The following is a 13,390-nucleotide window of genomic DNA, read 5'->3' as shown; positions in this document are numbered from 1 at the left end:
ATCAACCAAAGGAGTGTTCTTCTTGACGAAACCTTATGTTTATATCACAAGAAAGCTTGATGAAACAACACTTACACCATTAAAAGAAGTCGCTCATATTGATATGTGGACGAGCGAGGATGAGCCGTGTCCAAGAGAAGAGTTAGAAAAACAAGCGGCTCAAGCAGATGGGCTGCTCACGATGCTGTCAGATCAAGTAGATGAGGCACTTTTATCAAATGCTCCAAATCTAAAAGTGGTCGCGAATCTCGCGGTCGGCTATGACAATATTGATCTAAAGGCAGCTAAAAAGCACGGGATCACGGTATGTCATACACCGGACGTCTTAACAGAATCGACGGCTGATTTAGCCTTTGCGCTTTTGATGGCGTCAGCAAGACGAATTGTCGAAGCGAGTGATTGGATTAAGGATGGGAACTGGACAGGCTGGGGGCCGCTTCTTCTAGCCGGTGCTGATGTTCATCATAAAACGTTAGGGATTGTCGGAATGGGCAGTATTGGAACCGCACTGGCCAAGCGGGCAAAAGGTTTTGATATGAATGTTCTGTATCATAATCGTTCAAGAAAGCCAGAAGCAGAAGCGCAACTAGGTGTGACCTATGCCGCATTTGATGAGCTGCTTACGCAGTCTGATTTCATCGTTTGTTTGACGCCTTTAACGCCTGAAACGAAAGAAATGTTTAATAAGAAAGCATTTGAGCAGATGAAGAACACGGCTTACTTCATCAACGTTTCCAGAGGGCAGACGGTAGATGAAGATGCTTTATATGATGCTGTCACGACAGGGAAAATTGCAGGAGCAGGTCTGGATGTATTTAGCAAGGAGCCAGTCAGCCCAGATCACCCGTTAACGACATTACCAAATGTGACAGTGCTTCCTCATATCGGAAGTGCAAGTGTTGAAACGAGAAAAAACATGATGCATTTATGTGCTGAAAATATTGCGCTTGTCCTGCAAGATCAGCAAGCCAAAACGCCAGTTCAGGCGTAATCTCAAGCTTCCCGGCTTCGGGAGCTTTTCTCACAAAAATATTTTGAAAATATAGAATCTTGATATAAATAGCTGTTAAGCGGTTTCATTCTCATATTCTCTTATTTTATTACCTTGTCAAAATGAGGATACCCCTTTATAATGTGTGTACATTGAATGTCTGTGTTAGGTTAACAAATGTCTTTTTAGAGAGGACATTTACGGAGAAAGGTGGAATTTCAGGTGAAGGCAATTCGAGTTGGACTACTAGGATTAGGAACAGTGGGGAGCGGTGTCGTTAAGATTATTCAAGATCATCAGGATAAATTAATGCACCAGATCGGCTGTCCGGTATTAATACAAAAAGTGCTTGTGAGCAATCCCGATAAAAAAAGAGATGTGGATGTGGCAAGAGAGGTCTTCACAACTGAAGTATACGATGTGATTCGAGATCCAGAGATCGACGTCATTATTGAAGTGATGGGCGGCATTGAAGAGACAAAACAATATTTAATAGATGCACTAAATGAGAAGAAGCATGTCATTACAGCCAATAAGGATTTAATGGCGCTATATGGCACAGAGCTTTTACATGTAGCAAAAGAAAACGGCTGTGACCTTTACTATGAAGCAAGTGTCGCAGGTGGGATTCCAATTTTGCGTACACTAGAGGAAGGTTTAGCCTCTGACCGCATCACAAAAATGATGGGAATCGTGAACGGGACAACGAACTTTATTTTAACAAAAATGAATGTCGATAAAAGCGCGTATGAAGATGTATTAAAAGAAGCGCAGGATCTTGGCTTTGCAGAAGCAGATCCGACGGCGGATGTAGAAGGACTGGATGCGGCAAGAAAGATGGCCATCCTGGCAAGACTCGGCTTTTCCATGAATGTAGACTTAGAGGATGTGAAAGTGAAAGGCATCTCTGACATCTCGGACGAGGACATTAATTTCAGTAAACGTTTTGGCTATACAATGAAGCTGATTGGAATTGCCCAAAGAGACGGAGAGAAAGTGGAGGTCAGCGTACAGCCAACTTTACTTCCTGATCATCACCCGTTATCTTCCGTCAACAATGAATTTAATGCTGTCTATGTTTACGGAAGTGCTGTCGGAGAAACGATGTTTTACGGACCTGGAGCAGGCAGCCTGCCAACGGCAACAGCTGTAGTCTCAGATTTAGTCGCTGTTATGAAAAACATGCGTCTTGGTGTGAATGGCAGTGGATTTATTGCACCGCAATTTGAGAAGAAAATCAAATCATCATCCGAAGTATTTGCTCAGCAATTTTTAAGAATACATGTGAGAGATCAAGTCGGAGCTTTCTCCCGCATTACATCGATTTTTTCTGAAAGAGGCATCAGCTTTGAAAAGATCCTTCAGCTTCCTGTCAAAGGGCATGATGAGCTTGCTGAAATTGTGATTATTACACATCAGACATCAGAAGAAGATTTCTCAAATATCCTGCAAACATTAAACGATCTCGACGTGGTGGTTCAAGTGAAGAGCACGTACCGAGTAGAAGGGAACGGTTTAAGCTGATGAAGTGGAATGGACTCATTGAAGAATTTCAAGAATTTTTACCAGTAAACGAACACACACCTAAACTAACATTAAATGAAGGAAACACACCGCTGATTCATCTCGCAAAGCTATCTGAAAAGCTTGGGATTGAACTTCATGTGAAAACAGAAGGCGTCAACCCTACAGGTTCTTTTAAGGATCGCGGGATGGTCATGGCCGTCGCAAAGGCAAAAGAAGAAGGCAATGATACGATCATGTGTGCATCGACAGGGAATACGTCTGCAGCGGCAGCCGCTTATGCAGCCCGTGCTGATATGAAATGTATTGTCATCATTCCAGATGGAAAAATTGCCTTCGGTAAGCTGGCGCAGGCTGTCATGTACGGAGCAGAGATCATTGCCATTGATGGCAACTTTGATGATGCGCTGAAAATTGTCCGCAGCATCTGTGAAAAAGCACCGATTGCACTTGTTAACTCCGTTAATCCATACCGAATTGAAGGACAAAAAACAGCGGCATTTGAAATCTGTGAGCAGCTAGGCTCCGCACCGGACGTACTGGCGATTCCTGTTGGAAATGCGGGGAATATTACAGCGTACTGGAAAGGCTTCAAAGAATATCATGAGAAAAAAGGCACGGGACTGCCAGTCATGCGTGGTTTTGAAGCAGAAGGAGCTGCAGCCATCGTTAGAAATGAAGTCATTGAGCAGCCAGAAACAGTCGCAACAGCCATTCGCATCGGAAACCCTGCAAGCTGGAAGCAAGCTGTAGCAGCGGCAGATGAGTCAAACGGGAAAATTGATGAAGTGACAGATGAAGAAATTCTTCATGCCTATCAATTGATCGCACGTGAAGAAGGTGTGTTTGCAGAGCCAGGCTCTTGTGCATCAATTGCAGGTGTACTCAAACAAGTGAAATCTGGAGAAATTAAGCCAGGCAGTAAAGTCGTCGCTGTACTGACAGGAAACGGATTAAAAGATCCGAATACGGCGATTGATATTTCACACATCAAACCGGTCACACTGGATGCAGATGAAGATCAAATTCTGGAACATTTAGAAAAGGCCGCACGCGTATGAGTAACGCCTCCATGCTTTTTTCAATCACAGTACCGGGAAGCACTGCCAACTTAGGACCAGGCTTTGACTCAGTCGGAATGGCGCTCAGCCGCTATTTGAAGCTATCGGTCTATGACCATGATAGCTGGCTGTTTGAAGCAGAAACAGATGTCGTGTCTGGTATTCCATCAGGCACCGATAACCTGATCTACCAAACAGCTAAAAAGGTCGCAGATGACTTTGGAAAAACACTCCCGCCTGTTCATGTCAAAGTGTGGAGTGATATTCCATTAGCAAGGGGGCTGGGTAGCAGCGCTGCTGCCATTGTCGCCGCTATTGAGCTCGCCAATCAGTTGCTTGAATTAAAGATGACCGATGATCAGAAGCTCTTTTTTGCAAGTGAGGTAGAAGGTCATCCAGATAATGCGGGTGCCTCTTTATTCGGTGGTTTACTCATCGGTCTTCATGAAGAAGACAAGACACATGCCGTTAAAGTGCAGCATGTGGATGTAGATGTCGTCGTCGTGATTCCTTTTTATGAAGTGCTCACAAAGGATGCCCGTGATGTCCTGCCAGAGGATTTTTCCTATAAACAGGCCGTAAGTGCGAGTGCAGTGAGTAACGTCCTTGTCGCCGCCTTAATGACGCAGAACTGGCCGCTTGTAGGGGAAATGATGAATAAAGATTTATTTCATCAGCCATACCGCACGATGCTTGTCCCAGAGTTGTCCAAGGTGGAGCACGTTGCTTCATTAAAAGGAGCTTATGGAACGGCATTAAGCGGTGCTGGGCCGACTATTTTGACCTTAGTGGAAAAAGGGAAGGGAGAAGCGCTGAAAAAGCAGCTTGCCCAAAATTTCCCGCGTTGTGAAGTGGATGTGCTGACGGTGCCGGTAGAAGGTGTCGTCGTCGAGCATCATTCTGTGAATCAAATGAAGAACGTGCTGTGAAGACGCACGTTCTTTTTTTATCCTTGTTTTTCATAACAAAAGCAGGGATTATTATTTAGAGAAGCGAACTATTTTTGATACATAAAAGGAGGAGATCTATTGATGAAGAAATTGATAGCAGCAGAGGATTTAACGCAAATCGTGTCTGTTTCTCATCCAATTTATTCACCAGATGGAAAAAAGGCTGTTTTTACAAAAGTAACGGTGAATGAAAAAAAGGATGATTACAATATTCATTTATGGGTTCGAGATGAAGAGACAGGGGAGCTGTCTCAATGGACATTTGATGATGGGAAGCATCATCAGCCAGCATGGTCAAAAGACGGAAAGCAGCTTGCGTTTATTTTGCAGAAGCCAAAGGAAGTCCCCCAGCTCGCACTCATTCAGAGCGATGGCGGCGGAATTCGTACCTTAACGAATATTCCGTACGGCGTCTCTCAACCTGTATTTTCACCGGATGGAGCGTTCATTTATGCAGCGGTCTCATTAAAACAAGAAGAATCTGTTCATGATGAAAAAAAGGAAGAGTGCGATGACTTTGCTCCGGCCGTATATGATGATTTGACTTATAAAGCAGACGGCAGAGGCTTTTTAGATGGACGTCTGATGCAAATTGTAAAAATCGATGTCCGTTCCGGCGAGGTAGAGATGGTTACGAATGAGCCGCATCATCATGTGAATCATGTTATCTCTCCTTGCGGGAAGTGGCTTGCGTATATTCAATCAAATCCCCAGACGTTTTACATAAGTGATATCTGTCTCCTTTCCTTAGAGGACGGTACATCCAAGAAAATCACCCAATCAACAGGCGCTTACACGACTGTATCATTTTCTCCAAATGGAGAAAGCCTTTTGTACATTGGACACGAACGTGAATTTGAAAATGCGACCATCCTGTCATTGTGGCTGCATGACCTGAAGGAGAAAAAGACCGTTCAATTGTCAGAAATGCTCGATATGTATGTAGGAAACTGTATGGCAGGGGATAGTGTTATGGGTGAGGCCAATCAGCTCCCACAATGGACAAAGGATAGTCAGGGGTTTTATGCGCTTGTTTCTGATCAAGGGAGTACCGGAATTTATTATTTCTCTATTGAAGGCTTAGCCTATCCCGTTCGTTTAGAGGCAGAACATGTGACGAATTTCAGTCTTCATCCAGACGAATCAAAAATACTGATCAGCCGTCTTTCACCTGTCTCGCCTAGTGAGCTGTATGAGCTGACTTTAGGGGAATCCTCACTCAAGCAAATCACGTTTGAGCATGATGACTTTCTAAAGGAACATGTCATATCCGAACCTGAACCAATTTCTTTCCAGTCAAAAGAAGAAGACGTTGTACATGGCTGGTTGATGAAGCCTGCTCAGATGGAAGAGGGGAAGACATATCCACTAATCTTAGAAATTCATGGAGGGCCGCATGCGATGTACGGTCATACGTATTTTCATGAATTTCAAATGCTTGCCGCTGAAGGGTATGCGATTGTGTACATCAATCCTCATGGCAGTCATGGATACGGACAGATGTTTACAGACCGGGTAAGAGGCAGCTATGGTGATGTTGATTATGAGGATGTCATGCTGGCTGTTGATCATGTGCTCGAAGCCTATGACTTTCTTGATGAAACAAGGCTTGGCGTAACAGGCGGCAGCTATGGCGGTTTTATGACCAACTGGATTGTCGGACAGACAGACCGTTTCCGTGCAGCTGTTACACAGCGTTCCATCTCGAACTGGATTAGCTTTTATGGCATCAGTGATATCGGTTATTTCTTTACAAAATGGCAGATTGATGGGGATATTTATGACTCTGTTGATAAGCTATGGGATCGTTCGCCGCTAAAGTATGTAAAACAGGTGAATACACCGCTTCTCATCCTGCACAGTGATGAAGACTACCGTTGCCCAGTCGATCAAGGAGAACAGCTTTTTGTGGCATTGAAGGAGCTTGGAAAAGACACGAGATTAGTCAAATTCCCGAAGGCTTCTCATGATTTATCGAGAAGCGGCCACCCTGGGCAGCGTATTCAAAGACTGACCTTTATTCAAGAATGGTTTAGAGAGAAGTTATCCTAATTAAAAAACGACCCAGTAAGGGTCGTTTTCATGTCATATATGAATTAGAAAACCTGTTCAACTTCTACAACGCCAGGTACTTCTTCTAATAATGCGCGCTCAATACCGGCTTTCAATGTAATGGTTGAACTTGGGCAGCTGCCGCATGCACCAAGAAGGCGTAATTTCACAATGCCATCTTCAATGTCTACAAGCTCACAGTCTCCACCATCACGTAATAGAAATGGACGAAGTTTGTCCAGTACTTCCTGTACTTGGTCTTTCATTTCGACTTCAGTCATTAGATATAATCGCTCCTTTCACAACATATCACCATTATATTCATCTGGACGATAAAAATCTATTGATTGGTTTCAAAGTTTCCTTCTCATTATAGCACAATCTCATCTTGAAACAAAAAGTGATTTTGACTTTTTTCATACAGAAAATTCAGCTAAAATAAAGAAAGAATGGGGGGCTTGTCAAATGAACAAAACCGTTGACCTTTATGTATATGGAAGAGATGTCCTGTGCGCTAGCTGCGTGAATCTGCCTTCTTCAAAAGATACATTTGAGTGGTTAGATGCAGCATTAAAACGAAAATATCCAAATCAGCCGTTTCGCATCACATATATCGATATTGAGCACCCGCCTGAAAACGAACGCCAAAAAGAATTATCTGAACGAATTCTTGATGATGAATTCTTTTATCCGCTTGTCCTTGTTGAGGATCAAATTGTAGGAGAGGGCAATCCGAAATTAAAAGATATTTATCAAGAAATGGAGAAATACGGGTACGAAGAGAGCAGTGAATGAGCTGTTCTTTTTTTAGAAAAATAAATCGAACAAACGTTCCTTTTTTAGGTTGATTTGGAACGTTTGTTCGTATATAATGAGATGAAAGGAGCGTGAGCATCATGAATTATTTACTAAAACAATCTCTTCATCAACAAATACCGATTGATATGATTTATATGAAGAAAAATGGAGAGTGCTCGAAACGAAAAATCATTGTACATCGTCAAACTGAACAGTTCATACAAGCGTATTGTTTATCGAAGAAGACGATCAGAACGTTTCGTAAAGACTGCATCCTTGCGCTTGCTCCTATCAAAGTGAACCATCCATCGGCACATGCCGTTTCATAATAAAAGCTCCTTCATTAGAAGGAGCTTTGAGAAAAAATTCACATCATTTTATCCATTGTGATGCTTGTACATCCAAAGAAGTCCAGATTTTAAGAGTCTTGGAACACGACCAACAAGCGGGCGATCCGCTACTAAGCCAAAGCCGGCTTTTTTCCCTAAAGAGCCGAGTACGCCTTTTAACTTAAACTGCGGGTAAGCCTCAGGAAGCGGCTCGTTCTTCCAGCGTTTCTGTAGAGATTGCACAATTTGCTCTGCCTGTGCCTCGGCAAGCTGTGCACTTGGTGCGTGCGGCAAGCTTGCGCAGTCACCTACGACATAGACATGCTCATCTCCAGGGAGATTGTGATGAGGAGTTAAGACGACACGGCCTTGGGCGTCTTTTTCAACATCCATATCTCGCACGACTTTACTTGGCTGAATTCCTGCTGTCCACACGATGACATCTGCTTCAATGGCATCGTCATGGTTGTACACAACTCCTTCTTCAACCTTCGTAATATTGGCGCAATTAATGATCTTTACATCATTTTCTTCAAACCATTTTTGTACATATAAACTTAATCTTTTTGGGAAACTGGAAAGAATCAGTTCTCCGCGGTCAAAAAGAATGATGTTTAAATCAGAACGGCTTTCACGCAGTTCACTGGCCAGCTCTACCCCGCTAAGTCCAGCACCGACGATACCAACCGTTGCACCTGCACTCAAATTGTTTAATTTGTTATACGTATGTCTTGACTGATCAATGGTTTGAATGCTGTATGTATGTTCTTTCGCACCAGGGACATTGTGATACTTGTCCTCACAGCCGAGTCCGATTACCGTATCATCATATGGAAGCGGTTCACGGTCGCTAAATAAGATCTGTTTGTTTTCAATATCAATTTTTTCTACTTCCCCGTATTGAATATCCAGCTTCGGATGCTCTGGAAAAGATACTCGAATGTGATGATCAGAGATCGTTCCAGCAGCAAGTGCATAATATTCTGTTTTTAAACAGTGGTAAGGATTTCGATCAATTAATGTGATAGTAACATCATCAGGTAATTGATTTGGCAATAAGCGGTGGAGAACCCGCATATTCCCGTAACCTCCGCCGATCAAGACTAAATTTTTCATGACGATTCTCCTTTTCCCCCTAGACATTGAAAAACACTTATACTAAAAAACTTTAAGTTAAAATACCAAATAAAATTATATCGAATTTACTGTGAAACCACAATAATTGTTTCAAAATAACCTACATATTCATTACTTAGTCCTAAATAGTAAAACATTTTACGGGGAATAGGCGTAACGATTTATTGAAGCTCATGTTTTGACTAATAGAAGGAATTTCGGTAGGATAGTAAGGCAAATGTGAGGTGAAGCACAGTGTTTCCACTGATCGAATTTTGTGTAAGTAATCTTGCACAAGGGTCTCAAGAAGCAAAAGAGAAACTTGAAAAAGACCCAAACTTAGATGTAATGGAATACGGTTGTTTAAGCTACTGCGGCAAATGTATGGACTCCCCATTTGCCCTTGTGAATGGAGAATTTGTTTCTGGAGAAAATGCAGAGCAGCTAGTTGAGCGTATTTATGCTTTTATAGAGGAAAACGACATGTTTTAAATGCACCACATGGGTCATGAGGTGCATTTTTTTCATATATTCAGTTTCCATTTTTCAGGAGAAAATGTAGAAAGCGCATCCAATATGTTATGCTAATAAAATATCATCAAAATGAAGCATCACACGAGAGAAAAAGAGGCATATGCATAATAAAAGCCCTTTGCCATGGCAGCAAAGAGCTTCTATGTATGAAAAACGGGGGATGATAAGATTGTCTCCTGAATCGACTCCTTTTATACTATAAAGAAACAACATTTTTGGAGGACGCTCATGACATCATTTCAATTCACGAAAATGCACGGACTAGGAAACAATTATATATACGTCAATCAGATGAAGGAACAGCTTCCAGAAGAGCAGCTGTCAGAGATAGCGATCCGCATTTCTTCTGTTTATACAGGTATCGGTTCAGACGGAATGATCCTCATTTGCCCATCAGATGTTGCGCCTGTGAAGATGCGCATTTTCAACAATGATGGATCAGAGGGCAAAAACTGCGGTAACGGTCTGCGTTGCGTTGCAAAATATGTGTATGAGCATCAAATCGTAACAGACACAACGTTCCAGATTGAGACATTGTCAGGACTCGTTGAGGCGACCGTTCATGTGCAGGATGGTCACGTTCAGTTAGTGACAGTAGATATGGGGAAACCTCGTTTTGAAAAAGAAGCGATGCCAATGCTTGGTGAACCGGCCAGTACAACGATTAATGAACCGCTTGATTTTGGCACGACGACCTTAAATGGAACAGCTGTTTCAATGGGGAATCCCCATATCGTTTTCTATTTAGAAGACATTGAACAGGCGCCCCTCGATTCGCTTGGGCCAATCATTGAAAAGCATGACATGTTTCCAGAAGGCGTCAATGTAGAATTTGTGGAACGTGTCAGTGAAACGGAACTGCATTTCCGCGTGTGGGAAAGAGGATCAGGGATTACGCAAGCGTGCGGAACAGGAGCATGTGCTGCGGCTGTATCAACGATTGTCAATGGACATGCGAAAAAAGAAACGGATATGACCGTTCATCTAGCTGGCGGAGACCTCATCATTCGCTGGAAAGACAATGACCATGTGCTGATGACAGGACCTGCTGAAACAATTTGTGACGGCACATTCTATTTCTAAACCATTTATTTGAGAAAAGGCAACATCACGTTTATAATTGAAAAGAAACATCCAGTCAAAAGGAGGGATGATCGTGAGTACACCAGTAACGATTACAGAAGCTGCTGCATTGCAGATTAAAGATATGATGAAAGAACATGAAGAAGAAAATGCGTTCCTACGAGTGGGCGTAAAAGGCGGCGGCTGCAGCGGTCTTTCATACGGAATGGGCTTTGACCATGAAGTTTCTGAGAAAGACACGCAGTTCGAACAGCAGGGCATCAAGGTCCTTGTCGACTCCGAAAGCCTTGACATCATGAACGGAACCATCATTGATTTCAAACAATCACTAATGGGCGGCGGTTTCACGATTGACAATCCGAACGCGATTGCTTCATGCGGATGCGGTTCTTCGTTCAGAACAGCTACCAATACCGGTACGCCGGAAGAGTGTTAGAATTTCAGTATCAATGAATTCTGTAAATCCATTTTGAATAAAAACCTCCTCAATTAGATTATAAATTTGAGGAGGTTTTTTTATGTTCTTTTTTAAAGGTGCTTAAAATTCTAACAAGGTTTTCAACAAGTCTATTTGAAATGATTAGATATAGCATGAGCATACAGTATGTTTCGTACGATAATTAGAATTCATTATTACACCGATTTGCTTTGAAATTCATTAAAATGTTTAGGTGAAAAATAATCCGCAATTTTTTAAAATTTCATTTGTATCAAGTACGGTTGCTTCTTCAATTCCTACATTATTCATTTTCATAAAAGATTGTACAGCTTGATAACCTACTGCATAGCCTGCAAAGGGTGATAATCCGACAGGTTGATATCCTTGTTCTTTTGCAATGTTATCACCAAACATATAACTACTGACCTCAGCAAACCCTTTCGTATATAAAGCGTCTTTAATCACTTCTTTTGAATATTCTAAGTCCTGTTGATCAAAAGAAGTGACCCAAGGTCCTAGCATCTTTTCACCATAAAGTTCTTTTGCAAATGATTCAGCTAAACCTTCTATAATTAAGTAATCTCCAACCGTTACATTTCCGTAATCCCATTCAAAATAGGAAAAACGAATATTATGATGGAACTCATGCGCAATTAGAGCGGGGATCCGTGGGATGTTATAAGAGTTCGGATATATTGAGCATTGGATAAATCCCGGAATTCCTCCAAAGCCACAATACCCTTTTTGTTGTTCTAGCTTTTTCGGATCAGCTATATATAGACCAAATCTCAATTCATTAGAATTTATATGAAGGTTGTGTTTTTTTATAAAATTCATACAATAGTTCAAGGTGGTATTTGCCATTTGAAGAGCTTGAATTTCTTGTAGTTTTTTTAACGCTTGTTTACCAGTTTGTGTTTGTGATACATCAAGATAGCCAAGCATATTGGTTGCCATGATGACATCATAGCCATTTTTTTGTGTAGCTTTTAACGGAACGTTTATCATATTCCACATCTTTTCAAAAGGCCTCATCATGTTGTATCGAAAAAAGTGTTCTTTATTTTCTTTTAGCGAAAACAATTTTTCGTATTGAGCGATTGTATCTTCAATGATGATGTTCATCGCTGGGACCTCTTTTCTGTTGATCAGCAAATACTTTCATGGCTTCACTCATGAATGAAGCCAAGCCCTCACCATATTGATCTATATTTTTTGTAAATCGTTCATCTTGAATATAAAGTTGACCTAATCCATTAAATGCCTCGAGGGAGTATTGAGTAAAGTGATTATTTAAAAATTCATACCATTCTTTGATGGCGGCTTGTACCTCTTTGGATTGAGGAGTGAGGTTGCGGAGGGATGCTAAGTTATGAAAAACTCTATCCCATCTCAAAGATAAATCATGTTGTTCATCTTTCGACAATCGACTTAATTTGAAGTTCACGTTATCAATGGACTGATTCCCCCAGCGACAGCGAGCTTCTTCTTCATATTGGTTGAATTTCATGTTCATTCCCTTGAACCTCTCTTTATTTGTTAGGTGAATTTCTCCCGTTATATGTTTTAGCGTCTTATCAATATTTTCAATCATTCTATCGAGAGTATTTCGTTTTTCCATCAACATTTTTCGTTGTAATATAAATGCTTCATGTTTATCAAATGACGGATTGTTTATGATTTCTTTTATTTCCTTTAAGTTAAATCCCAGTTCTCTGAAAAATAATATTTGCTGTAGTGTTTCAAGGTTTTCTTCTGAATAAAGCCGGTAACCAGCATCCGTGACTTCTTTTGGGGGCAACAAACCAATTTGATCATAATGATGAAGTGTACGAATACTAATATCAAACAATTCAGCGACTTCTTTTACTTTCATATTCAACACATCTCCTTATGATATTCACTATAAAGTATGACGTTACGTGAGGGTCAATAGAAAGGGCTCAATGAAGGTGTAAAAAATGAAAAAAAGACACTCATTCAGCGTCTCTTTCTCAAATTGCTTCTTCTATTTTCAATAGTTCTTTATCCAAGACATCCACCAACTCTTGGGTGCTAAACATATAGATCACCACTTCTTTATTGCCATCTTCCACATGGACTTCAATTTCAATTTTAATCTTTGCTGGTTTTTCATGGTACACCACTTCAAAGATGCCCATTCTTTTTGTTTCATTGTTTTTATTCATTTTTTGAACGTTGGTGAGTATCTGTTTGATTTCTTGATCACTCAAACCAGCATCTAAAATCGAAGTAGACACATGTGTTAAAAAAGGTTCTAGCTGATCAACATCCATATTCAATCCGGCAGCGAATTGAGCATAGTGTTTGTTATAGTCTTTTGCAAACACTTCAACTGAACCGCCAATCATCAGTAACAAGCTTAAACTAATCATGAAACGCTTTATCATCTTTCCACCTATCCTTCATGACGATCTTCTACTTCCTATATCGGCTGAACCAATCAAACCTTCATTGATTCCATTTCTTCTTAAACAATTTGTAAATCGCTC

At 41.2% G+C, this 13,390-nt stretch carries 14 protein-coding genes and 1 pseudogene; 10 read left to right on the top strand and 5 right to left on the bottom strand.

Translation table 11 applies throughout. The features are described 5' to 3' along the window. Positions 1 to 22 precede the first annotated feature (22 nt). From NSQ52_RS15420 to NSQ52_RS15400, 5 genes are all read left to right on the top strand, one after another. On the top strand, positions 23 to 991 hold the full coding sequence (locus NSQ52_RS15420; RefSeq protein WP_017367983.1) for a D-glycerate dehydrogenase: 969 nt from the start codon (positions 23 to 25) through the stop codon (positions 989 to 991). A 222-nt stretch (positions 992 to 1,213) separates the two neighbouring features. Continuing rightward, positions 1,214 to 2,515 carry a homoserine dehydrogenase gene (locus tag NSQ52_RS15415; RefSeq protein WP_024719752.1) on the top strand — a complete coding sequence of 434 codons (1,302 nt, stop codon included), beginning with the start codon at positions 1,214 to 1,216 and terminating at the stop codon, positions 2,513 to 2,515. Further along, the gene (gene thrC, locus NSQ52_RS15410; protein ID WP_048002236.1) at positions 2,515 to 3,576 is read left to right on the top strand and encodes a threonine synthase; all 1,062 of its coding nucleotides are present in this window, start codon (positions 2,515 to 2,517) and stop codon (positions 3,574 to 3,576) included. The genes NSQ52_RS15415 and thrC overlap by 1 nt, the downstream gene beginning before the upstream one ends. Beyond that, positions 3,573 to 4,505 (top strand): homoserine kinase, encoded by a 933-nt coding sequence (gene thrB / locus NSQ52_RS15405; RefSeq protein ID WP_342473532.1) that lies wholly within the window; start codon positions 3,573 to 3,575, stop codon positions 4,503 to 4,505. The genes thrC and thrB overlap by 4 nt, the downstream gene beginning before the upstream one ends. A 102-nt stretch (positions 4,506 to 4,607) precedes the next feature. Beyond that, the gene (locus tag NSQ52_RS15400) at positions 4,608 to 6,578 is read left to right on the top strand and encodes a S9 family peptidase (protein WP_342473531.1); all 1,971 of its coding nucleotides are present in this window, start codon (positions 4,608 to 4,610) and stop codon (positions 6,576 to 6,578) included. Between the two features lie 44 nt (positions 6,579 to 6,622). Here the strand turns inward: NSQ52_RS15400 and NSQ52_RS15395 are convergent. Beyond that, a pseudogene (locus NSQ52_RS15395) lies at positions 6,623 to 6,922 on the bottom strand (NifU family protein). 121 nt (positions 6,923 to 7,043) lie between these two features. Here NSQ52_RS15395 and NSQ52_RS15390 point away from each other — a divergent pair. Together NSQ52_RS15390 and NSQ52_RS15385 are read left to right on the top strand one after the other, a co-directional pair. Next, positions 7,044 to 7,373 carry a YuzD family protein gene (locus tag NSQ52_RS15390; RefSeq protein WP_008346819.1) on the top strand — a complete coding sequence of 110 codons (330 nt, stop codon included), beginning with the start codon at positions 7,044 to 7,046 and terminating at the stop codon, positions 7,371 to 7,373. A 101-nt stretch (positions 7,374 to 7,474) separates the two neighbouring features. Beyond that, the gene (locus tag NSQ52_RS15385; RefSeq protein ID WP_008346816.1) at positions 7,475 to 7,705 is read left to right on the top strand and encodes a hypothetical protein; all 231 of its coding nucleotides are present in this window, start codon (positions 7,475 to 7,477) and stop codon (positions 7,703 to 7,705) included. A 48-nt stretch (positions 7,706 to 7,753) separates the two neighbouring features. On the opposite strand, the gene NSQ52_RS15380 is transcribed toward NSQ52_RS15385, so the two are convergent. Beyond that, a complete protein-coding gene (locus NSQ52_RS15380; RefSeq protein WP_024719749.1) occupies positions 7,754 to 8,821 on the bottom strand; it encodes an NAD(P)/FAD-dependent oxidoreductase in 1,068 nt (355 codons plus the stop codon). 255 nt (positions 8,822 to 9,076) lie between these two features. Between NSQ52_RS15380 and NSQ52_RS15375 the strand changes: the two genes are divergently transcribed. The 3 genes from NSQ52_RS15375 (at position 9,077) to erpA (ending at position 10,874) form a co-directional block, all read left to right on the top strand. Then, positions 9,077 to 9,313, top strand: coding sequence for a YuzB family protein (locus NSQ52_RS15375; RefSeq protein ID WP_008346813.1), 237 nt, complete (start codon positions 9,077 to 9,079; stop codon positions 9,311 to 9,313). Positions 9,314 to 9,583: 270 nt separating this feature from the next. Beyond that, positions 9,584 to 10,438 (top strand): diaminopimelate epimerase, encoded by an 855-nt coding sequence (gene dapF, locus NSQ52_RS15370; protein ID WP_342473530.1) that lies wholly within the window; start codon positions 9,584 to 9,586, stop codon positions 10,436 to 10,438. Positions 10,439 to 10,511: 73 nt separating this feature from the next. After that, positions 10,512 to 10,874 carry an iron-sulfur cluster insertion protein ErpA gene (gene erpA / locus NSQ52_RS15365; protein ID WP_017358921.1) on the top strand — a complete coding sequence of 121 codons (363 nt, stop codon included), beginning with the start codon at positions 10,512 to 10,514 and terminating at the stop codon, positions 10,872 to 10,874. Positions 10,875 to 11,105: 231 nt separating this feature from the next. Here erpA and NSQ52_RS15360 read toward each other — a convergent pair whose 3' ends face one another. The 3 genes from NSQ52_RS15360 to NSQ52_RS15350 form a co-directional block, all read right to left on the bottom strand. Beyond that, entirely contained in the window at positions 11,106 to 12,002 is an 897-nt protein-coding gene (locus NSQ52_RS15360; RefSeq protein WP_342473529.1) for a DUF2268 domain-containing protein, read from the bottom strand. Further along, positions 11,986 to 12,753 (bottom strand): MerR family transcriptional regulator, encoded by a 768-nt coding sequence (locus NSQ52_RS15355; protein WP_342473527.1) that lies wholly within the window; start codon positions 12,751 to 12,753, stop codon positions 11,986 to 11,988. Before NSQ52_RS15355 ends, NSQ52_RS15360 begins: the two co-directional genes overlap by 17 nt. Positions 12,754 to 12,871: 118 nt before the next feature. After that, positions 12,872 to 13,288 (bottom strand): hypothetical protein, encoded by a 417-nt coding sequence (locus tag NSQ52_RS15350; RefSeq protein WP_024719747.1) that lies wholly within the window; start codon positions 13,286 to 13,288, stop codon positions 12,872 to 12,874. Positions 13,289 to 13,390 lie beyond the last annotated feature (102 nt).

Origin of the sequence: Bacillus sp. FSL W8-1141 (genome assembly GCF_038593205.1) — a bacterium.
In the GTDB taxonomy this organism is placed as follows: domain Bacteria; phylum Bacillota; class Bacilli; order Bacillales; family Bacillaceae; genus Bacillus; species Bacillus altitudinis.
Note: the sequence above shows the minus strand (reverse complement) of the source record. Positions and strands in the feature narration are given on the sequence as shown.

What these genes read in the sequence shown, in the direction of transcription:
- thrC (WP_048002236.1), top strand. Translation starts at nt 2,515, where the DNA reads ATGAAGTGGAATGGACTCATTGAAGAATTTCAAGAATTTTTACCAGTA.
- thrB (WP_342473532.1), top strand. Translation starts at nt 3,573, where the DNA reads ATGAGTAACGCCTCCATGCTTTTTTCAATCACAGTACCGGGAAGCACT.
- NSQ52_RS15400 (WP_342473531.1), top strand. Translation starts at nt 4,608, where the DNA reads ATGAAGAAATTGATAGCAGCAGAGGATTTAACGCAAATCGTGTCTGTT.
- NSQ52_RS15390 (WP_008346819.1), top strand. Translation starts at nt 7,044, where the DNA reads ATGAACAAAACCGTTGACCTTTATGTATATGGAAGAGATGTCCTGTGC.
- NSQ52_RS15385 (WP_008346816.1), top strand. Translation starts at nt 7,475, where the DNA reads ATGAATTATTTACTAAAACAATCTCTTCATCAACAAATACCGATTGAT.
- NSQ52_RS15380 (WP_024719749.1), bottom strand. Translation starts at nt 8,821, where the DNA reads ATGAAAAATTTAGTCTTGATCGGCGGAGGTTACGGGAATATGCGGGTT.
- dapF (WP_342473530.1), top strand. Translation starts at nt 9,584, where the DNA reads ATGACATCATTTCAATTCACGAAAATGCACGGACTAGGAAACAATTAT.
- NSQ52_RS15360 (WP_342473529.1), bottom strand. Translation starts at nt 12,002, where the DNA reads ATGAACATCATCATTGAAGATACAATCGCTCAATACGAAAAATTGTTT.
- NSQ52_RS15355 (WP_342473527.1), bottom strand. Translation starts at nt 12,753, where the DNA reads ATGAAAGTAAAAGAAGTCGCTGAATTGTTTGATATTAGTATTCGTACA.
- NSQ52_RS15350 (WP_024719747.1), bottom strand. Translation starts at nt 13,288, where the DNA reads ATGATAAAGCGTTTCATGATTAGTTTAAGCTTGTTACTGATGATTGGC.